The sequence below is a fragment of the Faecalibacterium prausnitzii genome (genome assembly GCF_049532945.1).
GTDB classification, from domain to species: Bacteria; Bacillota; Clostridia; order Oscillospirales; family Ruminococcaceae; genus Faecalibacterium; species Faecalibacterium prausnitzii_N.
Genome location: NZ_CP186691.1, coordinates 540,835 through 566,459, shown reverse-complemented (window position 1 = coordinate 566,459; position 25,625 = coordinate 540,835). Strand labels below are relative to the sequence as shown.

General features: G+C 53.2%; 24 protein-coding genes. 4 read left to right on the top strand and 20 right to left on the bottom strand.

Features of this window, described 5'->3' with window-relative positions; translation table 11 throughout:
- Positions 1-684, bottom strand: a complete 684-nt coding sequence (locus tag ACNQFG_RS02825) for an energy-coupling factor transporter transmembrane component T (protein WP_423406542.1) — start codon at positions 682-684, stop codon at positions 1-3.
- Positions 684-1,289: an MptD family putative ECF transporter S component gene (locus ACNQFG_RS02820; protein ID WP_005938453.1), complete on the bottom strand. Its 606-nt coding sequence runs from the start codon at positions 1,287-1,289 to the stop codon at positions 684-686. The genes ACNQFG_RS02825 and ACNQFG_RS02820 overlap by 1 nt, the downstream gene beginning before the upstream one ends.
- A gap of 379 nt (positions 1,290-1,668) precedes the next feature.
- Here ACNQFG_RS02820 and ACNQFG_RS02815 point away from each other — a divergent pair, with 379 nt between their 5' ends.
- From ACNQFG_RS02815 to ACNQFG_RS02805, 3 genes are all read left to right on the top strand, one after another.
- On the top strand, positions 1,669-1,998 hold the full coding sequence (locus ACNQFG_RS02815; protein ID WP_423405903.1) for a plasmid mobilization protein: 330 nt from the start codon (positions 1,669-1,671) through the stop codon (positions 1,996-1,998).
- Positions 1,959-3,287 carry a relaxase/mobilization nuclease domain-containing protein gene (locus ACNQFG_RS02810; RefSeq protein ID WP_177672881.1) on the top strand — a complete coding sequence of 443 codons (1,329 nt, stop codon included), beginning with the start codon at positions 1,959-1,961 and terminating at the stop codon, positions 3,285-3,287. Before ACNQFG_RS02815 ends, ACNQFG_RS02810 begins: the two co-directional genes overlap by 40 nt.
- A gap of 111 nt (positions 3,288-3,398) precedes the next feature.
- Complete coding sequence (locus tag ACNQFG_RS02805; RefSeq protein ID WP_008982743.1) at positions 3,399-4,292, top strand: BRO-N domain-containing protein; 894 nt, start codon at positions 3,399-3,401, stop codon at positions 4,290-4,292.
- A 116-nt stretch (positions 4,293-4,408) separates the two neighbouring features.
- On the opposite strand, the gene ACNQFG_RS02800 is transcribed toward ACNQFG_RS02805, so the two are convergent.
- The 15 genes from ACNQFG_RS02800 to ACNQFG_RS02730 all read right to left on the bottom strand — a co-directional run bounded on the left by ACNQFG_RS02800 (position 4,409) and on the right by ACNQFG_RS02730 (position 22,082).
- A complete protein-coding gene (locus ACNQFG_RS02800; RefSeq protein ID WP_423405902.1) occupies positions 4,409-4,609 on the bottom strand; it encodes a transposon-transfer assisting family protein in 201 nt (66 codons plus the stop codon).
- A 3-nt stretch (positions 4,610-4,612) separates the two neighbouring features.
- Positions 4,613-5,539: a hypothetical protein gene (locus ACNQFG_RS02795; RefSeq protein WP_423406541.1), complete on the bottom strand. Its 927-nt coding sequence runs from the start codon at positions 5,537-5,539 to the stop codon at positions 4,613-4,615.
- Positions 5,540-5,560: 21 nt separating this feature from the next.
- Entirely contained in the window at positions 5,561-8,767 is a 3,207-nt protein-coding gene (locus tag ACNQFG_RS02790; protein ID WP_423405901.1) for a YodL domain-containing protein, read from the bottom strand.
- Positions 8,768-8,865: 98 nt separating this feature from the next.
- Positions 8,866-10,944 carry a DNA topoisomerase 3 gene (locus ACNQFG_RS02785; RefSeq protein ID WP_423405900.1) on the bottom strand — a complete coding sequence of 693 codons (2,079 nt, stop codon included), beginning with the start codon at positions 10,942-10,944 and terminating at the stop codon, positions 8,866-8,868.
- Positions 10,941-11,663: a DUF4366 domain-containing protein gene (locus ACNQFG_RS02780; protein WP_423405899.1), complete on the bottom strand. Its 723-nt coding sequence runs from the start codon at positions 11,661-11,663 to the stop codon at positions 10,941-10,943. Before ACNQFG_RS02780 ends, ACNQFG_RS02785 begins: the two co-directional genes overlap by 4 nt.
- Entirely contained in the window at positions 11,653-11,904 is a 252-nt protein-coding gene (locus ACNQFG_RS02775) for a DUF4315 family protein (protein WP_015537333.1), read from the bottom strand. Before ACNQFG_RS02775 ends, ACNQFG_RS02780 begins: the two co-directional genes overlap by 11 nt.
- Positions 11,905-11,922: 18 nt before the next feature.
- Positions 11,923-13,899 carry a C40 family peptidase gene (locus ACNQFG_RS02770; RefSeq protein WP_423405898.1) on the bottom strand — a complete coding sequence of 659 codons (1,977 nt, stop codon included), beginning with the start codon at positions 13,897-13,899 and terminating at the stop codon, positions 11,923-11,925.
- On the bottom strand, positions 13,896-14,792 hold the full coding sequence (locus ACNQFG_RS02765) for a DNA cytosine methyltransferase (RefSeq protein WP_423405897.1): 897 nt from the start codon (positions 14,790-14,792) through the stop codon (positions 13,896-13,898). Before ACNQFG_RS02765 ends, ACNQFG_RS02770 begins: the two co-directional genes overlap by 4 nt.
- Entirely contained in the window at positions 14,789-17,191 is a 2,403-nt protein-coding gene (locus tag ACNQFG_RS02760; RefSeq protein ID WP_423405896.1) for a VirB4-like conjugal transfer ATPase, CD1110 family, read from the bottom strand. The genes ACNQFG_RS02765 and ACNQFG_RS02760 overlap by 4 nt, the downstream gene beginning before the upstream one ends.
- Positions 17,118-17,543, bottom strand: coding sequence for a PrgI family protein (locus ACNQFG_RS02755; protein ID WP_005935473.1), 426 nt, complete (start codon positions 17,541-17,543; stop codon positions 17,118-17,120). Before ACNQFG_RS02755 ends, ACNQFG_RS02760 begins: the two co-directional genes overlap by 74 nt.
- Before the next feature lie 20 nt (positions 17,544-17,563).
- Positions 17,564-18,427: a VirB6/TrbL-like conjugal transfer protein, CD1112 family gene (locus ACNQFG_RS02750; RefSeq protein WP_005927770.1), complete on the bottom strand. Its 864-nt coding sequence runs from the start codon at positions 18,425-18,427 to the stop codon at positions 17,564-17,566.
- A gap of 86 nt (positions 18,428-18,513) precedes the next feature.
- Positions 18,514-18,729, bottom strand: a complete 216-nt coding sequence (locus tag ACNQFG_RS02745; protein WP_005922889.1) for a Maff2 family mobile element protein — start codon at positions 18,727-18,729, stop codon at positions 18,514-18,516.
- A gap of 62 nt (positions 18,730-18,791) precedes the next feature.
- Positions 18,792-20,600 (bottom strand): VirD4-like conjugal transfer protein, CD1115 family, encoded by a 1,809-nt coding sequence (locus ACNQFG_RS02740; protein ID WP_217285417.1) that lies wholly within the window; start codon positions 20,598-20,600, stop codon positions 18,792-18,794.
- Positions 20,597-21,067, bottom strand: coding sequence for a PcfB family protein (locus ACNQFG_RS02735; protein ID WP_005928054.1), 471 nt, complete (start codon positions 21,065-21,067; stop codon positions 20,597-20,599). Before ACNQFG_RS02735 ends, ACNQFG_RS02740 begins: the two co-directional genes overlap by 4 nt.
- Positions 21,068-21,167: 100 nt before the next feature.
- A complete protein-coding gene (locus tag ACNQFG_RS02730) occupies positions 21,168-22,082 on the bottom strand; it encodes a DUF6017 domain-containing protein (protein ID WP_423405895.1) in 915 nt (304 codons plus the stop codon).
- Between the two features lie 419 nt (positions 22,083-22,501).
- Here ACNQFG_RS02730 and ACNQFG_RS02725 point away from each other — a divergent pair, with 419 nt between their 5' ends.
- Positions 22,502-22,753, top strand: coding sequence for a DUF6061 family protein (locus tag ACNQFG_RS02725; RefSeq protein WP_005922694.1), 252 nt, complete (start codon positions 22,502-22,504; stop codon positions 22,751-22,753).
- 145 nt (positions 22,754-22,898) lie between these two features.
- On the opposite strand, the gene ACNQFG_RS02720 is transcribed toward ACNQFG_RS02725, so the two are convergent.
- The 3 genes from ACNQFG_RS02720 to ACNQFG_RS02710 all read right to left on the bottom strand — a co-directional run bounded on the left by ACNQFG_RS02720 (position 22,899) and on the right by ACNQFG_RS02710 (position 25,486).
- Positions 22,899-24,623, bottom strand: coding sequence for a recombinase family protein (locus tag ACNQFG_RS02720; RefSeq protein ID WP_097781440.1), 1,725 nt, complete (start codon positions 24,621-24,623; stop codon positions 22,899-22,901).
- Positions 24,620-25,084 carry a hypothetical protein gene (locus ACNQFG_RS02715; RefSeq protein ID WP_005924522.1) on the bottom strand — a complete coding sequence of 155 codons (465 nt, stop codon included), beginning with the start codon at positions 25,082-25,084 and terminating at the stop codon, positions 24,620-24,622. Before ACNQFG_RS02715 ends, ACNQFG_RS02720 begins: the two co-directional genes overlap by 4 nt.
- A gap of 183 nt (positions 25,085-25,267) precedes the next feature.
- Positions 25,268-25,486, bottom strand: coding sequence for a hypothetical protein (locus ACNQFG_RS02710; RefSeq protein WP_080545308.1), 219 nt, complete (start codon positions 25,484-25,486; stop codon positions 25,268-25,270).
- Positions 25,487-25,625 lie beyond the last annotated feature (139 nt).

Below are 25,625 nucleotides of genomic sequence, written 5' to 3'. Positions count from 1 at the left end.
TTATCCTACCATAATGGAAACTACGCAAAAAGCAACGCCTATTGCCAAACACACAAAGTCCTGCACACCGAGCTTCATTTCAATCATGCTTGTCTTTGGTGCAGGGTTTTCAATCCCCCGCGTAACAGCGGCGGCGGATAATTCTTCCGCTGTTGTTGTGGCAGAGATCATTGTAGGCACCAGTAAGCATTCAATTTTTTGTACTCCATGAATATTACGGAGCTTCATGGCATCCCGGATATAGCCGGTTTCTTCTTTTAAAGCCGGAAAATATCGGACAGTTACAGACAAAGGAATAATCAATCCCTGCGGGATATGCCATTTCCGAAGTGCAACCATCAATTCCCGGACGGGCGTTTTCTGTAATACCATTGTACCGACAATCAAACAAGGGAAAATCTTTCTTGCATAAGATACAATGATTGTGAAGCTGCTGGCTAAAATTTTCGGTCCGTTTGGAAATACATAGTATTGTAGCGCCAGACAAATTCCAAATGCGATTGCCAGTTTGCCTGCGGATTTTTGGCATCCGCAGGCAACGATCAGCAGGAGCAGAAAAATAACCCATGTAATTTCAACCCATACGGAGTGCTGGGTAAAGGCCACAATATTTGCCAGCACCAACAAAAGCAATTCCGTCCGTGGATCGAACCTTAATGTATGTTTTTTGCCCTCCCCATTCATCACACAATTCCTGCCTTTACAAAGTGCTTTTTGAACAGACCTCTGGCAATAAATGCGCCGATGATACCACCGATGATTGGAGCAACAAACAGAACGATTAGCATTGCATTGGATGACAGAGCTTCAACTGCCGCAACATAATCAGCGGGCATTCCCTGTTCTGTAATCTGTGCCAAGAAATCGGCCTTAAACAACCAGATGGGAAGGGGAGAACCAACCATCCCCAGAGAAAAAATCACATAGGCAATCGAATTTCCCTTGAAGCTGTTATACTTAGTCACCATTCGGACAACTTCAGCCAAAATGCAAGTAGAAGCCATCGAGATCAGGATCACCAGGGTAAATTGTCCTGTGGCAAAATAGATAAGAGCCGTGATAAGCCCCATCAGGAAAACTGCACCCGGTTTTTGAACCTTTGCGACCATCAGCATAAAGGGAATGCCTGCAAACACAGCGATAAAGCCAGGCATCAGCATCCAAAGAACAGGGTGAATACCTCCCAGAAGCATAAAGGCAAAGTTGATGACAAAGTAGATTGCGGAAAAGATACCGATGGTAATAAGGTCTTTTCCTTTCAGTTTTTTGTCCGTACTCACTTCAGACATTGAAAATTCCTCCTTTTAGTTAGGACGTGCTAACTCGTAGACTTTTTGAAAGCGCCCTTCGGCGTTTTCAGTAATTATTATAGCAGACTTGAAAAGTCTTTTCCGCTCCAATCGGCCTTTTTTGTTCCAACCAGACGCCTTCTTTTTATTTGAATTTTGCTTGAGTGAATTTCTTTATTTTTATGAAATTTGTGTTTTTATTTTATTCTGCCTAAGCCATTTCTCTTGTTAAGGATTGTAGTATTAGTAGAGGGAGAATACGAGGAAAGAGTTACGGTAGCAAGCATAGGAAGTGTGTACCCACTTCCGTATTTTGCTCTGCAAAACAGCTTGTTGGGAAGTGTCCCAAACCCTCAAAACGGAAAGGAGAGTAAAACGAATGGAAGGCAGAAAACGAACCGTGCAGGTCAAATTTTATGTGACGGAAGAAGAACGGAGGTTGATTCGAGAAAAAATGAAATTGATACCAACCCGGAATATGGCCGCCTATCTGCGAAAGATGGCGATAGATGGTTATGTTGTCCACATCGACACCACCGACATCCGGGCGCAAACCGCCGAACTGCAAAAGATTGGTGTCAACGTCAATCAGATCGCGCGGCGGATGAACAGCATGGGGCCGCTGTACACACAAGACGTTGCGGACATCAAGGGAGCATTGGCGCAGATATGGCAATTACAAAGATACATCCTATCAAGTCAACGCTGAAAAAGGCACTGGACTACATCGAGAATCCGGCAAAGACGGATGAAAAAATGCTGGTATCCTCCTTTGCCTGCTCCTACGAAACCGCCGACATCGAATTTGAACTGCTGCTATCACAAGCCATGCAGAAAGGCAACAATCTGGCCCACCACCTGATACAGTCTTTTGCGCCGGGCGAAACCACGCCGGAGCAGGCCCACGAGATTGGCCAGCAGCTTGCGGATGAAGTGCTGCAAGGAAAATATCCCTATGTGCTGACAACGCACATTGACAAAGGGCACGTCCACAACCACATCATCTTTTGCGCTGTGGACATGGTGAATCAGCGCAAATATGTTTCTAACCGGCAGAGCTATGCCTACATCCGGCGCACCAGTGACCGGCTGTGTAAGGAACATGGCCTGTCCGTGGTAATGCCCGGCCAAGACAGGGGCAAGAGCTATGCCGAGTGGGACGCGCACCGCAAGGGCACGAGTTGGAAGGCGAAGCTGAAAGCCGCCATAGATGCAGCCATCCCGCAGGCCAAGGATTTTGACGATTTTCTGCGGCTCCTGCAGGAGCAGGGCTACGAGGTCAAGCGTGGCAAGTATGTTTCGTTCCGTGCGCCCGGACAGGAACGGTTCACCCGCTGCAAAACACTGGGAGAAGCCTATACCGAGGAAGCTATTACCGAGCGCATTAAAGGACGGTCCGTGGAACGGAAGCCCAAAGAAAACCATAAAATTTCGCTGCGGATTGATTTGGAGAACAGCATCAAGGCCCAGCAGTCCGCAGGGTATGAGAAGTGGGCAAAACTCCACAATCTGAAACAGGCTGCCCGGACGCTGAACTTTCTGACGGAGCATGAAATTGATAGTTACCCGGATTTGGAAAGCCGGGTGGCCGAGATCACCGCCGCCAGCACCGAAGCTGCCGCCGCATTGAAAGCAGCAGAGCGCCGGCTTGCAGAAATGGCCGTGCTGATAAAGGATGTAACCACCTGTAAGGAACTGCACCCACTGTTGCAGGAGTATCAGCGGGCTGCTGACAAAAAGCAGTTCCGACGTAAGCATGAAGGAACCTTGATTCTCTATGAAGCAGCGGCGAAAGCTCTAAAAGAGCAGGGCTTTCAAAAGCTACCCGACCTCTACGCCCTGAAAAACGAGTATAAGCAACTGGCCGAGCAGAAAGACCAGATGCAGCGGCAGTACAATGATGCCAAACGCCAGATGCAGGAGTATGGCATCATAAAGCAGAATGTGGACGGCATTCTGCGGACAGCACCGGGAAAGGAGCAGATGCAGGAACGGTAAATCTGCACAAAATATTGTTCGGACTTTTGAATCCCAAACGCTTAGACCGGGTGGCGTTTCCGCCCGAAATCATGTAAAATAGACTTAGACAACGAAAGCGAGGAACCCTCTATGGCAGAAGTGAACGATAACGGCTCTATCCAGCTTTTTGAAGATCAGAAAATCCGCACTGCATGGGATGCAGAAAAGGAAGAATGGTATTTTGCCATCGTTGATGTGATTGCTGTTCTGACTGACAGCGCAGACCCACAGAACTATTGGCGCGTTCTAAAAAAGCGTCTTAAAGACGAAGGAAATGAAACCATTACAAATTGTAATGGTTTGAAAATGACCGCTCCTGACGGCAAAAAGCGCAAAACGGATGTCGCTAACACTGAACAGCTCCTGCGCATCATCCAGTCAATCCCATCTCCGAAAGCTGAGCCGTTCAAGGCATGGCTGGCAATGGTAGGCAAGGAACGCATCGAGGAAACCATCGACCCGGAGCAGGCCATCGACCGCGCGCTTGATACCTATTTGAAGAAAGGCTACTCCGAAGAATGGATTCACCAGCGGCTTTTGGCAATCCGTATCCGAAACGAACTGACAGACGAATGGAAGAAGCGCGGAGTGCAAAAGGGCAAGGAGTACGCCATCCTGACCGATGAAATCTCCCGCGCATGGTCCGGCATGACCACGGGGCAGTACAAGCGGCTGAAAGGTCTGACAAAAGAAAATCTCCGGGACAACATGACCGATTTGGAACTTGTGCTGACCATGCTGGCCGAAGCCTCCACCACGGATATTTCCAAAACTGCAAAGCCACAGACCTTTGAAGAAAACAAGCAGGTTGCCAAACGTGGCGGCAAGGTGGCCGGCATTGCACGGCAGGCTCTTGAAGCGGAAACCGGCAAGCCCGTTATCACAGAAAAGAATGCGTTTGACTTCCAGCAGCTTGTGACCGACATTGTAGAAGATGCCGCCGAACTGCCGGAAAATCCCACCGAGAAAAAAGATAAAGACTGATACATGAAAAATAGCCGGACACAGCAACCCCAAGGCCACCGTGTCCGGCTATTTCTGTGTTGACAACCACACATTACTTTGATTGAAAATAATGTGTGGTTGTCAAGCTGGCGGTATCACTCACCCGCAAAAACGAACTTCTGCCCATCAAAATCTGCATCGGTCATGCGCTCCAGTTTTGCAAGGGTGCTATTCGCCAGCCGTCGCATTTCGGTATCCATATCCGGCAGGACGGCGAGCATCCGTGCCATCGTCTGGCGGCGGTCAGAAGTGTGGTACATACAGATCAAATTTTCTTCTTCTACGCTGAAATTCATGTGTCAGACCTCCATTTCATGTTGCTTGCTACGGGCCGCTTCCTTTTTCGGGCTGGCGGCCTGTTTTGTTTCGGAAAGCTGTTTGCGGATGGAAGTGCGGGGCTTGCGAATGCACTTGTCCCGGTTCTCGTTTTTATCAATCAGCGCGTAGATGCCGAAACGGCCTTTCACGCTGGACAGGTGCAGGGATTTGTACGGCAGCATGGCAAGCAACTGATCCGTGTCCCGGCTGGATGCCAGCTTGGTGAAGTAGGGCGATACTTCCACCATAAAATGATTCTTGTCCGGGCTGTTGGGAGCAGCCATACGTTTCATGTCTGCCGCAATGCGCTGAGCCTCGGCCTCGATCAGCCCAGTGTGCAGTGCCGCAAGATATTCTTTGAAATCACCGGGCCGTGCCGGTTCTCGACTGCGCTGCTCCTGCCGGATGGCCGCTTGCAGAAGTTCCGGGTCACGGGGCTGCATTTCATGCCGCACGAATTCCCCGAAATATTTGTCCGGGCGGCTGTCGAAATGCTTTTTCGGGCCAATCTCCCGCATCCCGCTTTCGTAGATCAGACGATTGGCACCCACGGGCAGGGCGACTTCCCGGATGTGCTGGAAGTGCTGCTGATAGTCCAGTTCATACAGATTGCCTTGCACGGTTCCATTGGCCGTGCCGGTCAGTTCCACCGCGTAGGCAAGAATCCTGTCATGGGTCTGTTCGCCGCAGAATTTCCATGTATTGTAGGCTTGGGTATCTTTGAGCAGCACGTCCCGTTCCCGGAAGCAGAATGTTCCAGAAGGCCGGGACAGCCACAACAGCAGCTTATCTTCCGGCTGGTCGCTGCGGGCGGCCTCCCGCAGTATCTTGATGTCAAAGGCAAAATCGCTCTGATAGTATGCGGTGTTCTGGTGCATAATGGCTTCCAGCGCAGCGATCAAGTCCATATTTTCAAATTTTTGCACGGTTTACACCTCCAATTCTTTTGTCTTTTCCCGTGGCGGTGTTTGTTTGCTCTGCTCTTTTTTCGCGGCATCCAGCTGTGCCCGGATGGAAGGCTTTTTCGGCTTGGCTGTGCGGGACTTCTTGGCTTTTGGTGCCTTTTCCTCGGCCTTGACTGCGGCGGCAAGGTCTGTCAGAGAAATTTGTTCTCCGGCTTTTGCTTTTGCCTCCAATTCGCCCAGAGAGGGTGCGTTGTTCAACACACCATCAATCATATTTTCGTTTTGTTCCGTGGAAAGTTCTGCGGTGCGCAGCGGATTTTCTCGCAAGAACTCCGGCACCTGCTGGAAGCCCACACTGTCGCAGTAGTGGGCGGTGTCCTGCCCATTCTGGTGCAGCACCACCACATCCGAAACAGACAGCGAGTGTCCCTTGAAATCTGCCGGATAGTCCACATTGAATGTGCGGTAGATGTCCTCCAACGTGGTGCCAGCAGTCAGCGGCGCGGCGTATACTTCCGTATAGTTGGCCTTGTCCACGGTCAAACCGGCAGCCTGCAGGCGGTCGTAGGGCTCAAAACGATAATCGCGGGTGGAATCTTCATTGCGCAGCTGGTAGATGGAAAAGCTGTCCTGCTGCGGTGCCTCAAAACCTGCTGCCGCGTATTCCTCCACGGTCATTCCGGCAGCGGCCGCTTCCTGCGCGATCTCGGCCTGCACCTGTGCCTCGTAGTCCTGCAAACTCTGGTCGAAGTCGGCCAACTTGGGCGGTTCCGGCAAGTCATACCGACCTTGGTTGAGCATCGAGCGGCAGTCCTGCACATAGGCCACAACCGCAGTGTAATAGGAAGTCTGTTCCGGCAAAATATTCTGTCCTTCCCGCAAAGCGGTGGTGGCCGTCTGCTCCATAGCCGAAAGATTGCAATGTTGTTTGAGGTACGGGATAAACTCGGTCAGCACCATTTTCCGCTCTGCCTTGTCCTGTTCCCACGCTTCCGGGCCTTTGTTGTGCAGAACAAAATTTTTCCAGTTCTCGTCCTTGGCGTAGTATTCGTGGTAGTTCTGGATATGCTGAACCAAAGAACCCTCTCCGTCACCAAAATCCTGCCGTCCCTCGTAGTTATCCGGCTGGCCGTTCAGGGTAAAATCAATGCGGAACGCGGTCTTGTCGTACCAGCCACCCTCGTAACCATCCTTTTCCCGGTCTGTGTGCTGGGCGGTGTCCAGTTCTTCAAAAACGCGGTTTGCCACAGACAGCGGCATGATTTCGCCGTCCTGCAACTTGTCGCTTTCACTCCACAGAATCGTGACCGTAGGCTCTGCGGATAAATCTGTCGCAGCGGCTTTTTCTGCTTCCGGGGCAGAAAGTTCATTTGCTTTTTCCGCCGCCTCTTGGAACGCCGCCAGCTTATCGCCCAACAGAACTTCCGCCACCGCGGCTGTCTGCCCCAGCAGATTAAGTGCTTCCTGCCTGGCATCCGGCAGGGTCAGACCGGGCGCGTCCAGCTGCCCACCGTCCAGAGCCGTGTGGTCCGGGCCATACAGAGTGTAGTCATAGCCAGAATCGCAGGTCTGGATGAACAGCGTATTGCCATTATCCAGTGCAAATGCGGCCTCCTGTGCAGCGGAAAGGTCTGCTTCCCGCTGCTGGCGAAGTTCTGCCAGATGTTCGTCCAGCGCGGAGATCAGCTCATGGGCCGCGCTGCGGATAATTTCCAGAGAGGCTTTCAGTTCGGCCAGTTCCCGGCCAGAACTCCACCCGGCCACATAGCCAAAGGAATATTCGGATGTGTCCAGCCCATAGTGCTGGCAGACGGCATAGGCCACACTTTCGGCCTGTACCTCGCGGGTGCGGCTGTCCGGGCGGTTGGTCTGTTCCGGGTCGTTCGGGTCGATGGCGTGCAGCTTGGCATGGGCAATCTCGTGGATGGCCGTTTTGATGGTTTGCAGCTGGCTCATGCCCTCCTGAATTGCAATGCGGTTGTCGAGCAGATGAAAGTAACCGTGCGCCCCGCCCTCGATGTCCTCAAACCCGATGGGCACCGGGGAAGCCTGCTCCAACGCTCTGAAAAAATCTTGGTAGTCCTGCACGCTGCCGGACAGTTCATTCACTGCAATAGAGGGCAGCGGTTCGCCCTCGGTCTGGCTGACATCGAACACGGACACCACCTTGAAAGCCGGAATCTGCACCGTCTTTTCTTCCGTCAGCGGCTTGCCGTCCTTGTCCAGAATCGGCTTGCCCTGTTCGTCCAGCTTTTCCATCTTCTGCTTGACCTTGTACGGCGCGGGGGCAAGGATTTTGATGCCCTTTTCGCCCTTTTTCACAGTGCGGTGGAACGTATCCTTCCACTTGTTGAAGCCCGCCACCAGCTGCCCGCCCTGCATGGCGATCAGCAAGGTGTTGTTGAAGCTGTAATTGTGGAATTTCGCCATCGTGGTGAGGTAGGCCTTGTAGCGGTCACTGTCGAATAATTCTTGAATGCCTGTTTCCAGCCGGTCCGTGATTTCTTTCATGCGTTCCGCGCTGTCCTTGCCGTTCAGGATAATGGGAATAACTTTCTGCGGTTCTGTTTCGGGTTGAACAGGCGGCGGGATATTGGCTGCATCCCGCATGACTTCCGGCACAGGAAAGGACAGTACCCGGTATTCCTCCGGCACAGGCTGGCCTTCGTGGACTTTCTGCCACTCGTCCCCGCTTTTGACAAGGTAGCCATACTCGGTAAACACGCCCTGCTCCTGCTGGGCCACATACCGGCCGAACTGCGCCGTGTCGATGCCGCCTTTCCATTCTTCCGGCATATCCACCATGCCGGAACGGTTCAGATAGTAGTCGCCCAGCTGGGCAGGCCCGTGCACATCCGGCAGATGCACATAGTAGTCCACGTTTTCGGGAAAGTCGGTGATTCTCCCGATGCTGAAAAGCTCACTCTGCGGGGCTTGCAAAGCGGCGTTCAGCTCTGCGCGTTCCCCGGTAGAGAGTGTTTCCAGCCGTGCGGCAAGAAAGTTCAGCTCGTCCACATTGGATGCCAGCACCATGTTGTAGGGGATGGCAAAACGCTTTTCTTCCTCGGCAAAATAGCCGGAAATGAAAAGGCCCTGCGGATTATCGGACGAAATGCCGATTTGCCGCAGGGCCGCTTGTACCTGTTCGGTTGTAGTGGGCAGGTCCAGCCAGACACCATCCCTGCCTTGCTGCTGCCGATTTTGCAGCTGGATGGAAAATAATTCGCTCATTTGGTCACACTCCTTTTTTGCTATCCTACGGATAGAGAGAGCCGGTTATGGCAAAATGAATGCTTCACCTTACCATAACCGGCCCTCGTATTTTTGCCTTACTCTTTGCGCTCTACCCGGTAATTGACGTACTTGTCTCCCGTATCTGCTAGAAGCACCGTTGCATCATAGATTTTGCCTGTCTTTTCGGAGTAGAGGCCCTTGACCTTTGCCTTACCGTTTTTGAGCAGAGCGGCGGCGATCTTCGGTGTGAATGCCTTTTTGCGCTGCTCAAAGAAGTGGTCATTCTTCCACATCACGAACTGACAGCTACGATTCCCGCAGTAGAAGTTTTTCTTGCCCTCGTAGACGTTTTCACCACACCGGGGACACTTGCCGATAATAACCCGTTCCGACTGGAACAGGTTTTGCTTGTCCGCGCTGATGCAGGAGTAGGTCTTGACCAGCTGATGCACCTGCGCTTCAATTTCGGCCATGAACTCGTCCGGGTCTGCATTGCCCTTGGCAATCTCGGTCAGACGGTTTTCCCATTCGGCGGTCAGGACGGGAGAGGTCAGGCTTTCCGGCAGAACCACCGCCAGATTGATGCCGTCCTTGGTGGGGACAAGCTGTTTGCCCTTGCGCTGCACAAAGCCCATTTGCACCAGCTTTTCCAGAATCGCGGCGCGGGTGGCGGGCGTACCCAGCCCCTTGCGTTCTGAGTTTTCCAGCATATCCTCGGCTCCGGCCTGCTCCATTGCCGACAGGAGCGTATCTTCGGTGTAGGCTTTCGGTGGGGACGTGAAGTGTTCCGAAACGTTAGCCGTCACGGAAAAACTCTGTCCCTCGGCCAGTTCTGGCAGGGTGTTCAGGCTTTCCGCTTCTTCTTCGCCGTCTGCTTTCAGGGTGGAGCGGAACCGTTGGTCGATCTCTTTCCAGCCGGGGACAAGCACGGTCTTTCCCTTGGCGGTGAACTCATTTCCTGCACAGGAAAATACCGCAGTCACGGTTTCGTACTCATGGGGCGCGGCTATCGCGCAGAGCAGTTTGGAGCAGACAAGGTTCATCAGCTTGCTCTCACTTTCCGCAAGACCAGTGAACCCCTGCTTTACAAATTCGGACGTGGGGATGATGGCGTGGTGGTCCGATACCTTTTTGCTGTTCAGAATCCGGCCCACTTCCGGGGTCAAGCCAAGCCCTTGGGCAAAGGGCAGCAGCCCCAGCAGGTCAGACACAAGATGTTGTGCTGTCTGGCCCATATCCTCGGTCAGATATTGGCTGTCCGTGCGGGGATAGGTCAGCAGTTTCTTCTCGTAAAGCTGCTGGGCATAATCAAGGGTCTGCTTTGCCGTGAAACCGAACAAGCGGTTTGCCTCCCGCTGCAAGGTGGTCAGGTCATAGAGCTTGGGCGGCTGTTCTGTCTTTTTCTCCCGTTTGACAGAAGTACAAACGGTAGTTGTGCCTGTGCATTTTTCTTTGAGAGAATTTGCGGTTTCTGCATCCGAAATGCGCTCACTGTCTGCTTTCAGGCTGCCGGACTGGATGCCGACTGTGTAATATTTTTCTTTCTGGAAGCGCAGAATTTTTGCATCCCGGTCCACCAGCATTTTCAGTGTCGGGGTCTGCACCCGGCCCACGGTTAGGGTCTTATGGTACAGCACCGAAAACAGCCGTGTTGCATTGATGCCCACCAGCCAATCCGCCTTTGCGCGGCAGAGGGCCGATTGATACAGCGCATCGTAATCCGAATCCGGGCGCAGGTTTGCAAAGCCCTCTCGGATGGCTGCATCCTCCATGCTGGAAATCCAGAGCCGCTTTACGGGTTTCGTGCAGCCGGCCATTTGGTAGACGAAACGGAAGATAAGTTCTCCCTCCCGGCCTGCGTCGGTCGCAGCGGTCACACTATCCACATCGGGGCGGTTGAGCAGGGCACGCAGAACTTCAAACTGCTGTTTTTTCTCGTCCGGGACGACGAACTGCCACGGCTGGGGCAGGATGGGCAAATCCTCATACCGCCACTTACAGTATTTTTCATCGTACTGGTCCGCCTCGGCAAAGGACACCAGATGCCCGATGCACCAGCTGACCAGATACCCGCCACCCTGCCAATAGCCGTTTTGCTTTTCGGTGGCCCCGATCACGGCGGCAATGCTGTGGGCCACACTGGGCTTTTCGGCAATCACCAGCTGAAAGCTCATGTTTCGTCCTCCTGTCCGTCCTCCGAATGAATCTCGATTTCAGCCGGTTCCTCGTCTGCATCCTCGTCCTCGCCAAAATCGTATTCGTCCAGATCATCGTGCCCGGTGGTATCGGCCTTGGGCTTGCGGAACTTGAAATAATAGAGGGCCGCGCCGCCGCCCGCCAGAGCCAGCACCAGCAGGATCATCAGACTGCCCATGTTGGACTTGGGCTTTTCCTGCGGCGTTTTGGTGTCGGTTTTCACCGCTTCCGGGGCCGTGCAGTTGCGCAGGCTCTTTTCACACAAGGGGCAGTTTTCGTTGACGTTTCCGGCCTCACATTTCACGGTGCAGGTGCAGACCTCGGCGGTCTGCGGTTCTTCATCCAGCAGAGCCAGCAAGTCGGCATCGTCCACTTGGTTCAGAAAGTGGACAGAAGTTTCCTTGTCCTCGTTGGCGCGGTCAATCAGGATGTAAAAATAATTCCCGGCCTTGGTGGTCACGGTGATAAGCTGCTTGTCGCCGTAAAAATCATCCACCAGTGTTGCGTTGCCTTTGGGCGTGATGGACACGCCCTCCGGCTCCATGCCGCCCGTAGTCGGTTCTTCCTCGGCAATTTCTGGCAGAGGTTCCGGGGCAGGGTCAGTGCCGCTTGCAAAAACAGGCATGGAGAACGAACAGAGGCAGAGCAGGATAGCCAGCAGTCCGGCAGCGAAGCGGTTCCAGTTGTCAGGTTTCATCGGCGGCATCCTCCTGTTTGTGGTACGGGGTGGCGGTGGGTGCAGCATTCAACGCACCGCTGCGCAGGAAGGCCGCGAACTCGTCCGGCTTCATGTTCATGCTGCGCACCAGCTGAATGATCTGCAGGTTTTCCTGTTCAGTCTTTGCAGATTCCAGTTCTTTCAACTGCTGCTGGTATTCGCTGATTTTTTCTTTGAGCCGTTCGATGTCGCGCTCAATGCGGGAAAGTCTTTTTGCCATACAAAATCCTTTCTGGCGTCACGGTAAACGCCCATAGCTGTAAAAATGTTCCTGCCAATATTTTGAGTTGAGGTTTGTGTAAGAGATAGGGTCGCCGCAGTGCAGCATGATGGAATTGCCTACATAGATACCGCAATGGCTCACGCCGGGGGTATCGTAGGTTCCCTTGAAAAACACAAGGTCGCCCGGTTTGACCTGCGCCGTCGAAACAGGAGTACAGAGGTTGTAAAGGCCCTGTGCGGTCTGGCGGCCCACGTTCCAGCCGGAGTGATTCAGCACCCACGAAATGTAGCCGCTGCAATCAAAGCTGGTGCTGGGCGAACTGCCGCCCCACACATACGGGTAGCCGATGTACTTCGTGGCTTCCTCCATCATGGCGGCAAACCTATCATCCTTTAGTGCTTCCGGGGGAATATCGTAGTAGGTGGGCTGCTTGATGGTAGACGCATTGGGGTATTGCGCTTTGCCGAACAAATCCGGCCGGTTGCCCAGTGTGCGCATATAGAGCGAATAGGCACTGAGCTGTTCTTCGGTCAGCACTTCCACGGGTAGGTGGGACAAATCTTTGTTCTTCAGCTTGACCGTGCAGATGTAGTATTCATACGGTTCTTGATAGGTGATAACCTGCGGCACACCATACGGGCCAATAATGACCATCATTTTTGTACGGTAACGTATCTGCATGGTCACGGTCTCGGTCAGGATGTACTGCTTTTCAAAGAGCATTTCAAGTTCGCCCTGCACCTCGGCCAATGTAAAAACGCCGTCATGGAGCGCGGACAAAATCGAGATCAGCACATAGGGGTCATGCTCGATTTCGTCCAGATAAAAATGGTATTCATCGTAGTTGTGGGTGGCCTCGTAGGTGTCGAGATACCGTTGCAGTTTTTGTTCCAGCTTGGCGTAGGCTTTCTCTGCACCCAGCATATCCTTGTCCTTGGAAAAGTAAGAGGATGCCGTCACGCCGGTTCCAGCGGTGCCCGCCATCACGGTGCAGGACTGCAACCCCGTTATCAGGAGCAGAGCCAGCAGACCGAACACGGCCACGATCAGAATGGTTTTCCAGTTCTGGGCCGCAAATTCGGCCACTCGTTCGCCGCCCTCGGCTGCCAGCTTCGTTACCCGGAAACCGTTCTCTGCGGTGGCGGCTGCACCCTGCGCGGCGGCTTGTCCGGCCTGCCGTGCAGCTTTGGCATACTGCTGTTTGATACGCCGTTTCTGCCACATCCGGGAAATGGGGTTGCTGGCCGCCTGTGCAATTTGCGGATTGTCCCGCAAGGATTTCTGGTAAAAGTATTCTGCATTGGCAGACATGAGCTGACGCTCTGCCTTTTCCACGGCCTTGTAGGGCTTCATCTTGTGGTGCCGGATGCCGCTGCGGATGACCTTGGCGGTCTGATGCTCCACCAGTTCTTCACCCTTGTGGCCACCCTCCACACCCACATTTTCGTGTTCGACTTCATGGATTTTTCCGTGAGCGAACAGCAATGCTTCCGACAGTGGGCGGCTGGCCGGGTTTGGTTTCAGGCTGGGCGGACCTTTGTCCTGCTGCTCAAAGCGCAGGGTGGATTTTGCCTTGCCGCTGGCTGCATCGTAAACTTTTTTCTTGACTGGGACGCGCTTTTTCGGCAGAGCGGCGCGGGCTGCATCCAGCTTGTCAGCTTTCGCTTCTGCCTTGTGAATGTACGGCTGCAACTCCGGGTCTGCCCGTTCTTCCTCGGTCAGTTCCAGACGGGAAGCAGAGCGGTGCAGGCCATCTTCGCTTTCGGCAGTTTCCGCAGCTTGCTTGGCCTTTTTCTTTGCCTTGTGCTTGTCCTTGATGTCCTCGACCCGTTCTAAGATTTTTTCAGCCTTGCCCTCGGCATCCGTGGAGTAATCCCGTTCTGCTTCACGAGTAGAAACGTTCTCAACAGTACCAGTGGCCTGATTTTCCATCACCAGACCATCACGGGTCATGGTCTGGGTGACTTTGGCTTTCGCCTGCAATTCTTTCAAAGTTCTTCACCTCCTATCGGACAGCGGCCCGTTTCAATGTCCGCAATGTATTTGAGAATCGGGAACACCTGCGGCGGCGAAACTGCATTGCCCAGTGTTTTCATCCGCTTGCTGCGGTTCGGCACATCTTCGGTCAGGCGCGGGATGTCGGCGGGTTCTTCGGCCCAAAGGGAATGTCCGTCCATTTGCGCGGGAAACCCATCAGCCACTCTACCCAGTCCGGGTTGAGGTAGGGCTTTTCCAGTGTGGTGGGTGTCATACGGTAGATCACATGAGAGAGCCGCGCCGTCCATGCTTTGCCATCCTTGTTCATCTTGCGATAGCTGCCATTCGCAGAGATTTGGATGTCCAACCCCTTGCCCACATCCCCGGTGTCGCTGGCAAGGGGTGTGGGAAGCAGCGGAGCCGATGATGAATACCCGTTTCCGTTCGTGCCACGCGCCAACGGCAGCAGCAGGTAATACGAAAACCCGAACATCGTAACCTGCCTGCTCCAAGTCAATGAGCGTTTTGTCGAGCCCCATACGGAGGAAGCCAGCAACATTTTCTCCAAGCACCCAACGGGGCTGCAATTCCCGGATAACGCGCAGCATTTCGGGCCAGAGGTAGCGTTCATCGTGGAAGCCGCGCTGCCGCCCTGCGGTGGAGAACGGCTGGCACGGGAAGCCGCCTGAAATGAGGGTGACGGTGCGAAGTCCTGTTTTTTCAAAGAAAGCCTCCTTTGTTACGGTGGTGATGTCCTGAAAACGGGGCACCTCCGGCCAGTGGCTTGCCAGAACAGCGGCGGGAAAGGCCGCCCACTCGCATTGACAGACCGAAGTAAAACCCGCCGCTTCCGCGGCAAGGTCAATGCCGCCTATGCCGGAAAACAAGCTAAAATGAGTTAAGCTCATAGCTCCACCACCTCGTTGAGCCGGGTGGTCATGATTTTATAGAGCTGGGTGTTTTTCGGGAGGGGATTGGAAAACGGTAGCACCACATTTTCAAAAATCAGTAGTCCCTCACCCGGTTCGGAATTGTCGATGTACTTCTGCTGGTCTGCGGAGAGGTTTAGCCGTTCCGAAAGGATTTTGCGGTCGCCGGATGCCTGATTCAGCAGCGTGATGAAGTCGCTGTTTTCCAGAATGTTCTCGATCTCCGGCGAAGAAAGAAGGTCCTTCACATTCTGGGTGGCGCCCGTGGGCACACCGCCCCATTTGCGGAAGCGTTTCCAGATCTCGGCACTGTACGCGGCGGTCTGTTCTTCTTTCAAGAGCAAATGGAACTCATCCGCAAAGTACCATGTAGCCCTGCCTTGGCTGCGGTTCTGGGTGACGCGGCCCCATATCTGGTCCTGAATAATGAGCATCCCCAATTTTTTTAACTGCTTGCCTAACTCTTTGATGTCAAAGGCCACAAGTCGGTTGTGGATGTCCACATTCGTTTTGTGGTTGAACACATTCAGCGAGCCGGACACATACAAGTCCAATGCCTGCGCTACACGGTCCGCTTCCGGCAAGTGCTGGTCGAGCAGGGCTTGGTGGAGGTCAGACAAAATCGGCATATTCTCCGGGCAGGGATTCGCCAGATAGGGGCGGTAGATGGCTTTCACGGCACGGTCTATCACGGTGCGTTCAATCGCTTCCAGACCTGTTTTGCCGCCCATGACCAGTTCACAGAACGACAGCACAAAATCCGATTTCAGGGCAAGCGGACTATCATCCTCGGAGTAGTTGAGGTTGATGTCCAGCGGATTCACATAGTCCTTGCTGGTGGGCGAAAGTTTGATGACCTGCCCATGCAGCCGCTTGACCAGCGGATAATATTCGGCCTCTGGGTCTGAAATAAAAATATCGTCAGCAGTCGTTAAAAACACACTGACGATTTCAGACTTGCAGCTCATGGATTTGCCGCTGCCGGGCGTACCCAGCTTTAGGCCGTTGGGACACCGGGCCTGCTTGCGGTCCAGCATGATCATGTTGTGGGATTTCGCATTGATGCCGTAGTACATGGCCGCACCGCTCTGGAAAAGCTCCTGCGTGACAAAAGGCACGAACACCGCCACGTTGGAGGTGGTAAGGCTGCGCTGAATCTTTATTTGGTTGATACCCAGCGGAAGGCTGGACACAAGGCCCTGCTCCTGCTGGTAGTCCAGCCGGACAAGAGAGCAGTTGTACTTCTGGGCCACACCTGCCGCTTGGAACACATCGTTGCCCAGTTTTTGCTTGGTGTCGGCCACGTTCAGCACTAAAAAAGTCAGCATGAACAATCGCTCATTTCTTGTTTGCAGTTTGTTCAGCAGCTTTTTGGCGTCCTCGCCGTAAGTGGCAAGGTCGCTGGGCAGGATGTCCATGTCGTACCCGGAACGGACAGCCTTTTTCTGCTCCTGAATCTTCATGGCGTCAAGGTCTGTGATCTTCCGCTTGATGGTTTTGATGGCCTCGGTCTGGTCGATGGCCTGCACATGGAGATTGACGAGAATGCCGCTTTCCGTTTTGAGAAAATCGGCCAGCATTTCATCCGAAAGTTCCGGCGCAAGGATTTGTAAAAAGCTCACAGCTCCATATTTGCCGCCCAGTCCAAAAGTCTTGGCCGTGCCGAAGCAGAGGGAGGACGGGGCCACAAAATCCTTAGTGGACAGGCCGGAGGGCGCCAGCCAGTCCCAGTCAAAGCGGAACGGTTCCCCGTCCGGGTGGAAGATGCCGTGCAGCACCTCCAAACGCGCCTGTCCGTCCATGACGTGCGCCACGCAGCCCATGGTCTTGAAATAGCCCAGCAGGTCAAGACCAATGCGGGTCAGCCGCGCTCGTGCGGTTTTCAGACTGTCGGCCTCGATGGTGAAGGTCAGGTATTTCGTTTTGACGATGCCGTTGTTGCCGCTGGCAAGCTGCTTTTGCAGGATGGCGGTGTACTCGGCGCGGATGTCGTCAAAATCATCCCCCTGCGGTGCGATCTCAAAACTTTTTGCGTACTGCACCGGGTCAACCTTGCGATTGAGAAAAGACAGCTGCACATGGATGGAGGCATCCACATAGTTGTACAGGTCGCACAGGTGTTCAAAGATGGCGGTCCGGGTCTCCGGCTGGGCCAGCTGATAGCTGATGTCCTCAAAGGCAATGCACTTGGAGAATGTGCGTCGGTCAATGCGGCACACACCGTCCGGGTAGATGGCCTCATACGGGATGGTGGCCTGTGCCGTGCGGGGCTTGCCGTCACCCTTGTACTTGCGGATGACGGCATCAATTTCTTTTTTCTGGGCGCGGGTGAGCTTTTTGGGCTTTTCGGTTTCGCGGGGTATCGTTTTTCTGGACAATGGCCTTTACCTCCTGTTCCATTTTGTATTGCCGCACAAGGGCGGCGTAAGCATTGTTGGTCTGATAGGGCCTTTCCTTGGGACGGATAAAGCAGCACTGAATCATTTGCTGAATCACCACTTCAAGGGGCTGGCCGTGCCGCTCAAACAGCGCGAACAGCAGCCCCGGCAGCATGGCAAAAATCATCAGCAGGGCCGCCGCACTGTTGGAAAGATAGTTCCGGGCCAAAAAATAAAGCGGTCCGCCCGTGAGAAGCGCACCGCCGAAGCAGACCAGCTGCCGCTTGGTCAGCCCGAACAAGACTTTGGATTTTACATGGGTCAAATCTTTGGGAACGGTCACATACGCCATACGTTTTTCCTTTCTCGGCCTTAGTGGGCACCGAACACCGACTTGCTGATGCTGCCGGTCTTGAACAGACAGAAACAGAGTAGCACGGTGTAGCCCATGCAGCCCCAGATGGCCCCGGCAATGTCCGCTGCACCTGAAATGTTGCGTATCAGCACCGCATAGATGCCCACGACAATCATAATCAGGAACGCTTGGAAGCCTAACGCCAAAAGCGATTTCAAATAGTTCTGCCCGGTGCTGCGCCACTCGCTGCTGCCCATGGTCGCCAGCGGGATAGGCCCCAGTGCGGTCACAACGTAAATCTCAATCATGCGGCCGTAGGTCACAAGGAAGATGCAGATGGACAGGATGTTCATGGTCAGGCCCACCACAAGGGTCTGGAACCACAGGCTGAGCAGACTGCCGATGGTCATGCTTTCCAGTTGAAATTCCAGTCCGGGTATCAGGCGGTCAAAGTGGATGGATGTTTCGCCAATGATAACGCCGGAACTTTGGTTGACAACGCTCTGGGTGGCATCGAACACACCCATAACGATATTCCATGTGTTGCTGACTATGAGGATGGCAAAGGCAGACTTGAAAATCCAGCGGAAGAACATGGAAGTATCGAAGTCGTGCATATTGTTCTTTTCGGTAATCATCTGGATAAGCTCATGGCACATCACAAGGGCAAGGATGGCCGCTGCAATGGGCAGCACCACCGTTTCGGAAAGACTGCGCAGCATATTGAAAATGCCGCTGTTCCATGCCTGCGGGGTAGAACCAACGTCCGAAGCGATTTCGCCCACCTTGGCGTTCACGTTGTCGAACAGGCCGGAGAGGTTGCCCGTGATGCCATCTATCAAAATGCCTTTTATCCATTTCTCGATGATCTCACTAATCAAGCAAAGATACCTCCTTTCCCGCGCCCTCCCATGTGAGCGGGAGAGCGCGGTGGGGTCTCAAAGGTGGATGTACGGATAAGTTGAGGTTAGCCCAGCAGCCCGGACAGCAGCGGGACAAGGGTCACGCCGATCAGGGCAACGCCGCCGCCCGCGACCAGCTGCTTCACGCCCTGGCTCTTGCTGCCGGGGTTATCCTGTCCATAGCCCTCCAACAGGTTGATGCCACCCCAGACACACAGGGCACCGCCCAGACCGACCACAATCGTCTGCAAAGTATCAACTGCGCTGTTGAAAAATTCCATAAGGTCCTCACTTTCTGCCGCTTGTTCTGCGGCACTCAAAAATTTTTTCAAAAAATGCCGCCTCATTCGGCGGCTGCATCTTCATCCGACAGGTCGATTTCGTACAGGTCAAAACTTTCGTCCTGTGCGACTACCTGCTGCCGTTTCCGGCGCAGGGTGGATAAGAACCTGTCCACCTCAAAGGTATTCTTTTTGTCCGCGTCCGCAAGGTACTTGTAGTGCGGGTGCTTTGTAATGTCGAACTTCTCCGAGAAGAACGGCCTCACGCCCCGCAGCTGCAAAATGCACCTGCCGCCGTCCATGATTGCGATTTCGTCCTCTGACATCAACGCCTTTCCTAATTTTTGATAGTTCAGTCCGTGGGAGGTTTGAGAACCCCGGTTCTCGCTGGTGTTGAAACTGTCGATGGTCTCTTTCCCCAGCGCATCGGAGATCTCTTTGGCATTCTTACCCCGCCCACTCAAAAAGAGAACAGAATCGCAGTTGTCCGAAATGATTTCGGCCGCATCCTTGTAGATGGCTTTTAGCTGCGACTGGCTCTGCAAAATGATGGATGCCGAGATTTCCCGGCTGCGGATGGTGGCGATCAGCTTGTCGAAGTTGGGAATCTGCCCAATGTTGGCGAACTCGTCCAGAATCAGCCGTACATGGACAGGCAGCCGACCGCCGTATTTATCATCCGCACGGTCACACAGCAGATTGATAAGCTGGCTTTGAAGCATGGCAAGAATGAAGTTGAAGGTGGTGTCCGTGTCGCTCATAATCAGGAACAATACCGTCTTTTCATCCCCGATGGTGTCCAGTTCCATTTCATCGTCCTCCATCAGCTCCCGCACCTCCCGGATGTCAAATGGGGCTAAACGGGCACCACAGCTTATCAGGATGGAGGAACGGGTCTTGCCGGCCGACAGCAAAAACTTTTTGTACTGCCGGACGGCGAAGTGGTCCGGGTCTTTCTGTTCCAGCCGTTCAAACATGAGGTCCACCGGGCTTTGAAAGTCCGGGTCATCCTCGCGGGCTTCACTGGCGTTTATCATTTCCAGCAGGGTGGTGAAGTTCATTTCCTCTGCCGGGGCCTCGTACCAGATGTAGCCAATGAGTGCGGTGTAGAACAGCCGTTCCGACTTCACCCAAAAATCTTCTGCTGATTTTTCACCCTCGCCTTTGGTGTTAGCGATAAGGGTATTCACTAGCTTCAGCACGTCTTTTTCCGAGTGGATGTAGACAAAGGGGTTGTACTTCATGGACTTGGAAAAGTTTATCGTGTTCAGGATTTTCACCCGGTAGCCTGCCCGCTGGAACATTTGGCCCGTTTCCAGAACCAGTGTGCCTTTTGGGTCTGTGACCACGAATGAGGTGGGATAGTCGGAAGTGGGGAAACATTGCATGAGGTTGGGCTTCACATAGAAGCGGGTCTTGCCGCTGCCGGAGCCGCCGATCACAAGCACATTTTTATTCCGGGCTGTTTTGGGGTCTTTGGGCCGCCCAGTCATGGTCAGGCGTTCGGTCTGGGTCAGCAGGATGTTGTTTTCAAACTTGAGGTCGATGTACGGGGCAATGTCTTTAGCGGTGCCCCACCGGGCAGAACCGTATTCCTCGCCCTTGCGGTACTTCTTGGCGTTCTTGCCCTTGCTGTACACGATGAGCCGGACAGCCACCGCCCCGGCAACGCCCACGCACAGGTCAAACAGATGCAGGCTGGGCAGCGGGCTTGCAAAGGCGACAGAGATGCCGTTCGTCAGGTGGAGCAGCTTTGCCGAAGCATCCACGCCCGCCGCCAGACGGTACGCCTGCCCGCATTTGGCGAACAGGTACACGAACAGCAGATACGGTAGATTCAGCACCAGCAGCTTTTTCCATTCAGGCTTCATCGTTCCAGCCCCCTTTGCTTGATTTTTTCTTTGGCGCGTTTCGGCTGCTGGGCCGCTTTCTGCTTGGCTGCGGTCAGCACCTTGCGGATGGAGGGCCGCTGCTCCTTAGTGAGCGTTTTGGCCGTGAACTCCCGGAACGCCTGTTCCAGATTATCCGCATCCTTGGCCTTGAAGATCACGATGTAGTGGGGCGGCTGGGTGGTCTTGTCCTTGCGCAAGGTAAAGTCCACGCCGTACTTCTTGGCGCAGGGCTTGAACGCCCCGATGTTCGCCTCCGTGACTTCAATGTTGGTCAGGGCCGCACCATGGGCTTTCAGCTGTTTCAGGCTTTGCTTGCCGTGGTGCAGCTTTGGCCCCTTGGCCCGGTGCTGCAAATATTTTTTCAGGGCAGCTTGCAACGCTTGGGCGGTGAGCTTGCCCGTTTTCATGGACAGGGCAATAGTTTTCTGGGTGACTTCTTCCTGCATTCAGCATCCCTCCTTGGCAGGTAGTCGGAAAAACAGCAGCTAGGGTGGAACCACCAGCCGCCGCAGGTAAAGGGTTCTCATGGGTGGACGCTCCTTTCGGTCAGTTGTTGGGCGGGCGGCCCCAATCGGGCTGCGCCATATCGTGCGCCACAAGGGACGCATAGTAGCTGTTGATGGTGCTGGGGGCGTTGAACAGCATGGCCCGCAGGTATTGCTTGATGTTGCGGACTTTGGTGGTGTTGTCCCGCAGGCAGTCCATGACGAACTCGATGTGATGGCTGTCCAGTTTCAGGAACTTGGCCTTGACCAACGCTGCCGGGTAATCGTCCCCGGCCACCCGGATGGACTTGCGGTTGGTGCAGACGGTTTCCAGCAGGATGTCCACGATCTCGTCCAGCTGCTCCCGGTCTATCCGGGGATTCTGGATGAGGGTGTCATACTCGATGTTCTCCAAAATCAGGTCCCGGTAAATTTGATAGGCCGCTTCCTTTCGGCTTCCGGTCCGTTCCGGCGGCGGTGCCGCTGCCTCGTCCTCGTCCAAAGGCAAGGGGTTTGGGGAATGGATAGGAATGGAATCGGTATTTAATCCCTCTTTCTTTTGTTTTTCTGTAATTAGTTTATCTTTATTTAATTGCATTGGATTTTCCAACGTAGGGTTTTCCTGCGTGGGATTCTCCAACGTTGGATTTTCCAATGTAGGTGAAACCGATGCAGGAACGGGCTGCGGCAGCTCGAAAATCACATAGTCTGCACCACGCAGCCGCCCTTTCTCGTCCCGTTCTCTGGAACGCTGGATGTAGCCCGCCTGTTCCAGTTCCCGGATGGCCTGCCGTATCGCGTCGATGCTTTCCCGGTTGATACGGGCCAGCCCTTGCAGGGTGTAGTCCCAATCTTCCGGCAGGGAGAGCATTTGGGAGAGTAAGCCTTTGGCTTTCAGGGACAAGGCCCGGTTCCGCAGGTGGTGGTTTGACATGACCGTGTAGCCGCTGTTCTTTTCTACCCGAAAAACTGCCATTTCACGGATGCCTCCTTTCGTTGCAAACAAAAAAAGCAGCGTTCATTTGCTCCCGGTGATGGGAGAAGTGAACGCTGCGCGTACTTGATAATTTTTAGGTTGTGTGGTATATAAAAGGCAACTATATTTCAAACACGGCTGCCCATCGGGGTGCAATACAAGCAAGTTGCTATCCGATGACCTTAAAAACGAATTGTACTACGATGGTTTTTGAAAAGTTCTGTATCACTACTCGCACCAAACCATGAAAATCCGAACCTTTTCTCGATAGGAGAAGGGTTCGGATTTTTTGTTTTCTTCGGAAACGAGAACAATGGCTCTTCCCTGACGGCTGTGTGTCCAAAACCTTATCAGAAGAAAGACCGTATCACGAAGGTCACAACAGTAAGAGTGCCGTAAGGCAGAAGGGACGCAAGATTATGAAGTACGATGCAAGAGCCTGTCAGTTTAACATGGGCACCGGCTGTGTGGAGCTGCTGCTCCGGGATGGGCGCAAAATTTCCATCAACTGCACCGGTGTCGAGGATGCACTGGATGTTACCATGGCGCAGAGGTCTGAACTGGACTACCTCATCTACAATGACCCGCTGGCGTATGCAGAGCTAATTTTGAACGGTGAGCCAGAGGAGTATCTGAGAAATGCGGCTGGAAGTCACGGATTAGAGGACTGAACGCAAAAACAGGGTGCGCCCTGCCGGACGCACCCTGCAAAAATCCACACACGATAAGTAAGGCAGGGAGTTCCCCAAAGCAGAGTTCCCATAAAACAGTATTTGCAAAAGTTCCCTAAATGGGGAAGATTTGGCGTGACTTCGGTCACGCCTTTTCTTTTGCTTCCAGTTCATCCAGAGGGATGTACCCCAGCCCGTCGTACTTGATATGGATGTGCTGCACCCGCTTTCCGCTGGACTTATCCGGGGCATCTACATAGATAGCCGACACCAGTTCACGGAGAGCATAGGGAGTGAGTTCTTCAATATGAACGTACTTGTGCGCTTTCTGGACGAATTTTTCAATATTCTCGATTTGCTGTTCCTGTACTTCGATTTCCTGTTGGATAGAGAGGGATTCCTCTTCCAGCTGCTTCTGTTCGGCATCGTAGCTCTGGCTCATCATGTCGAAGCGGTCATCGCTCAGCTTTCCATTGGCGTTGTCCTCGTAGATTTTCATGAACAGCCGTTTGAGGTCTACAATCCGCTTCTCATTCCGGGCAAGCTGCTTCTTCAGGACGGTCAGCTTTTCGCTGCTTTCCACACGAAGCTGCTCCTCCATGACCTTGCGGAAGTAGTTTTCATGACGGAGAATGTAGTCCGTCACCCGCTGAACATGACTCAGCACACGTCCTTCCAGAACCTTTACCCGGATGAAATGTCCCTTGCACTTGCTCCCGTTCTTCTTGTGCAGAGAGCAATCAAAGAAGTCTTGACTGAAGTCCCTGTTATTGGACGAACCATATTGCATCTTGGAACCGCAGTCAGCGCAGTAGACCATACCGGAGAAAATGCTGCTCTTGCCTGTTCGGGTCATACGGTGACGCTGGCTGCGAATCTCCTGAACCTTTTCAAACACATCATCGTCAATAATGCGCTCATGTGTATCCGGGAAGATAGCCTGATTTTCCACAGGATTCAGATGTCTCTTTTTATCCCAGATAGAGTTAGTATAGGTCTTGAAGTTGACTGTGCAGCCAGTGTACTCCCGGCGTTCCAGAATCAAACTTACTGCTCTTTTATCCCAGCGATAAGGGTCTTCCGGGGCAGGTGCGTTTGTGCTCCGGCCATGGCTCAACTTGTAGGCGGTAGGAGTCAGAACTTTATCTGCCCACAGTTGGTTCGCAATTTGGGTCGGCCCACGTCCCTCCATGCACATGGAGAAGATGCGCTTCACAATCGCAGCCGCTTCCGGGTCAACAAGCCAATGCTTCGGGTTCTCCGGGTCTTTTACATAGCCGTACGGAACATTAACCGTCAGCGGTACTCCACGCTCTCCCTTGGCCTTCTGAACGGCCCGAATCTTGCGGCTGGTATCGCGGGCGTAAAACTCGTTGAACCAGTTCTTAATGCCCGCAAAATCGTTGTTTACGCTGTTCGGGTCAATGGTGTCGTAGTTGTCGTTAATGGCGATGTAGCGAACGCCATACTGGGGAAAGGTGAAGTTGGTGTACAGACCAGTCAAGGCAGAATTGCGCCCCAGTCGGGACAAATCCTTCGTGATAACGATTCCTACACGCCCTGCTTCGATCTCGACCAGCATACTCTGAAAGCCGGGACGGTCATAGTTCGTGCCGGAGTAGCCATCATCCACAAAGAACACCGGGTTCGGGAAGTGGTTCTTTTTGGCGTATTCCAGAAGGATGACCTTCTGGTTCTCAATGGACAGGCTTTCGCCGAGCCGTGCGTCCTCTTGCGACAGTCGGCAGTAAAGTGCGGTGATTTTATTCGTTGCTCCAGACATTGTTGTGTCCTCCTTATTCTGTGGAGCAACTGTCAGTACAGGATTGGTTACCGGATCAAGTATAGCAGAATTGGACGCAGTTGTCATTCGTCTGCACCCTCATCTTCAAATTTTTGCTGGGCGTTCTTGGCAACAATGCGCTCCAGTTTCTTCAAAAAGGATTCCTTGCCCTCATAGCTGCCGGTCACGGTGTAGGTGGTGTGACCGACTTTCTCCGTGGTGGTCAGTTCAGGAATCCAGAATGCAGACAGGTTCTTGACATGGAGATTGCCGTTCTCATCTACATAGGAGCCGTGCTTCTTCTGCTCTTCGGTCAAGGGCTGCCGCTTGAAATAGATTTCGTTTTCGGAGATGCTTACGGTTTCGCTGGCTTGCTCCTTCGGGGCATCGTCATACAGCTGGGCAAAAAATGCCAGTGCATCTTCGGGTGAGTCTTCCTCCATGAGCTGCTCGAAAACTCGCTGTTCCTCTGCCGAGAGGTTATTCCATGCGGCTTCCAACTCCTGCTCGTTGGCTGCGTTGACGAAGGCTTCGATCTCTTTTTTCATGGTGCATCCTCCTTTGGCTGCGAAAAGCGGATTTTCAAAAAGTATGGGTTTTCGTGAGAGCAAGAATCGTCCCGTGGCCACAAATTTTCAATTCTTGAAAATTCTTGCCCTTTTGGGACAGCTTCTTGTTGGGGCGTGCCTGCCCCAAACCCTGCTTAGGAGTGAGTGCGATATACTAGGAATTTATTTATTGCTTGCATCGGTTTTGTCGTTTCCCTTTTTCTTACGAGACAAACCTAAACAAAGATGCGTCGAGCCAAGGCAAAGAAATGATGAACCAAGACACAACCATACAACAGCCATAGAATTATCATTTCCACTTATGAAGCTAATAAGTGAAGCCATATATAACAGAGCAGAAGCTGCATAGAATAAGATAGATTTCTTGGTTTCTTTTTTCATAAATAATCGCCTCCACAAATCGATTTGTTGAGTCAATTATACCACGTTCTTTATCGAAATTACACCCTCTACATGGGAGAACTTGGCCGATTTACTGCGTACGTGCGTACCCATCTTCCGTATACACGTATGCGGCGAT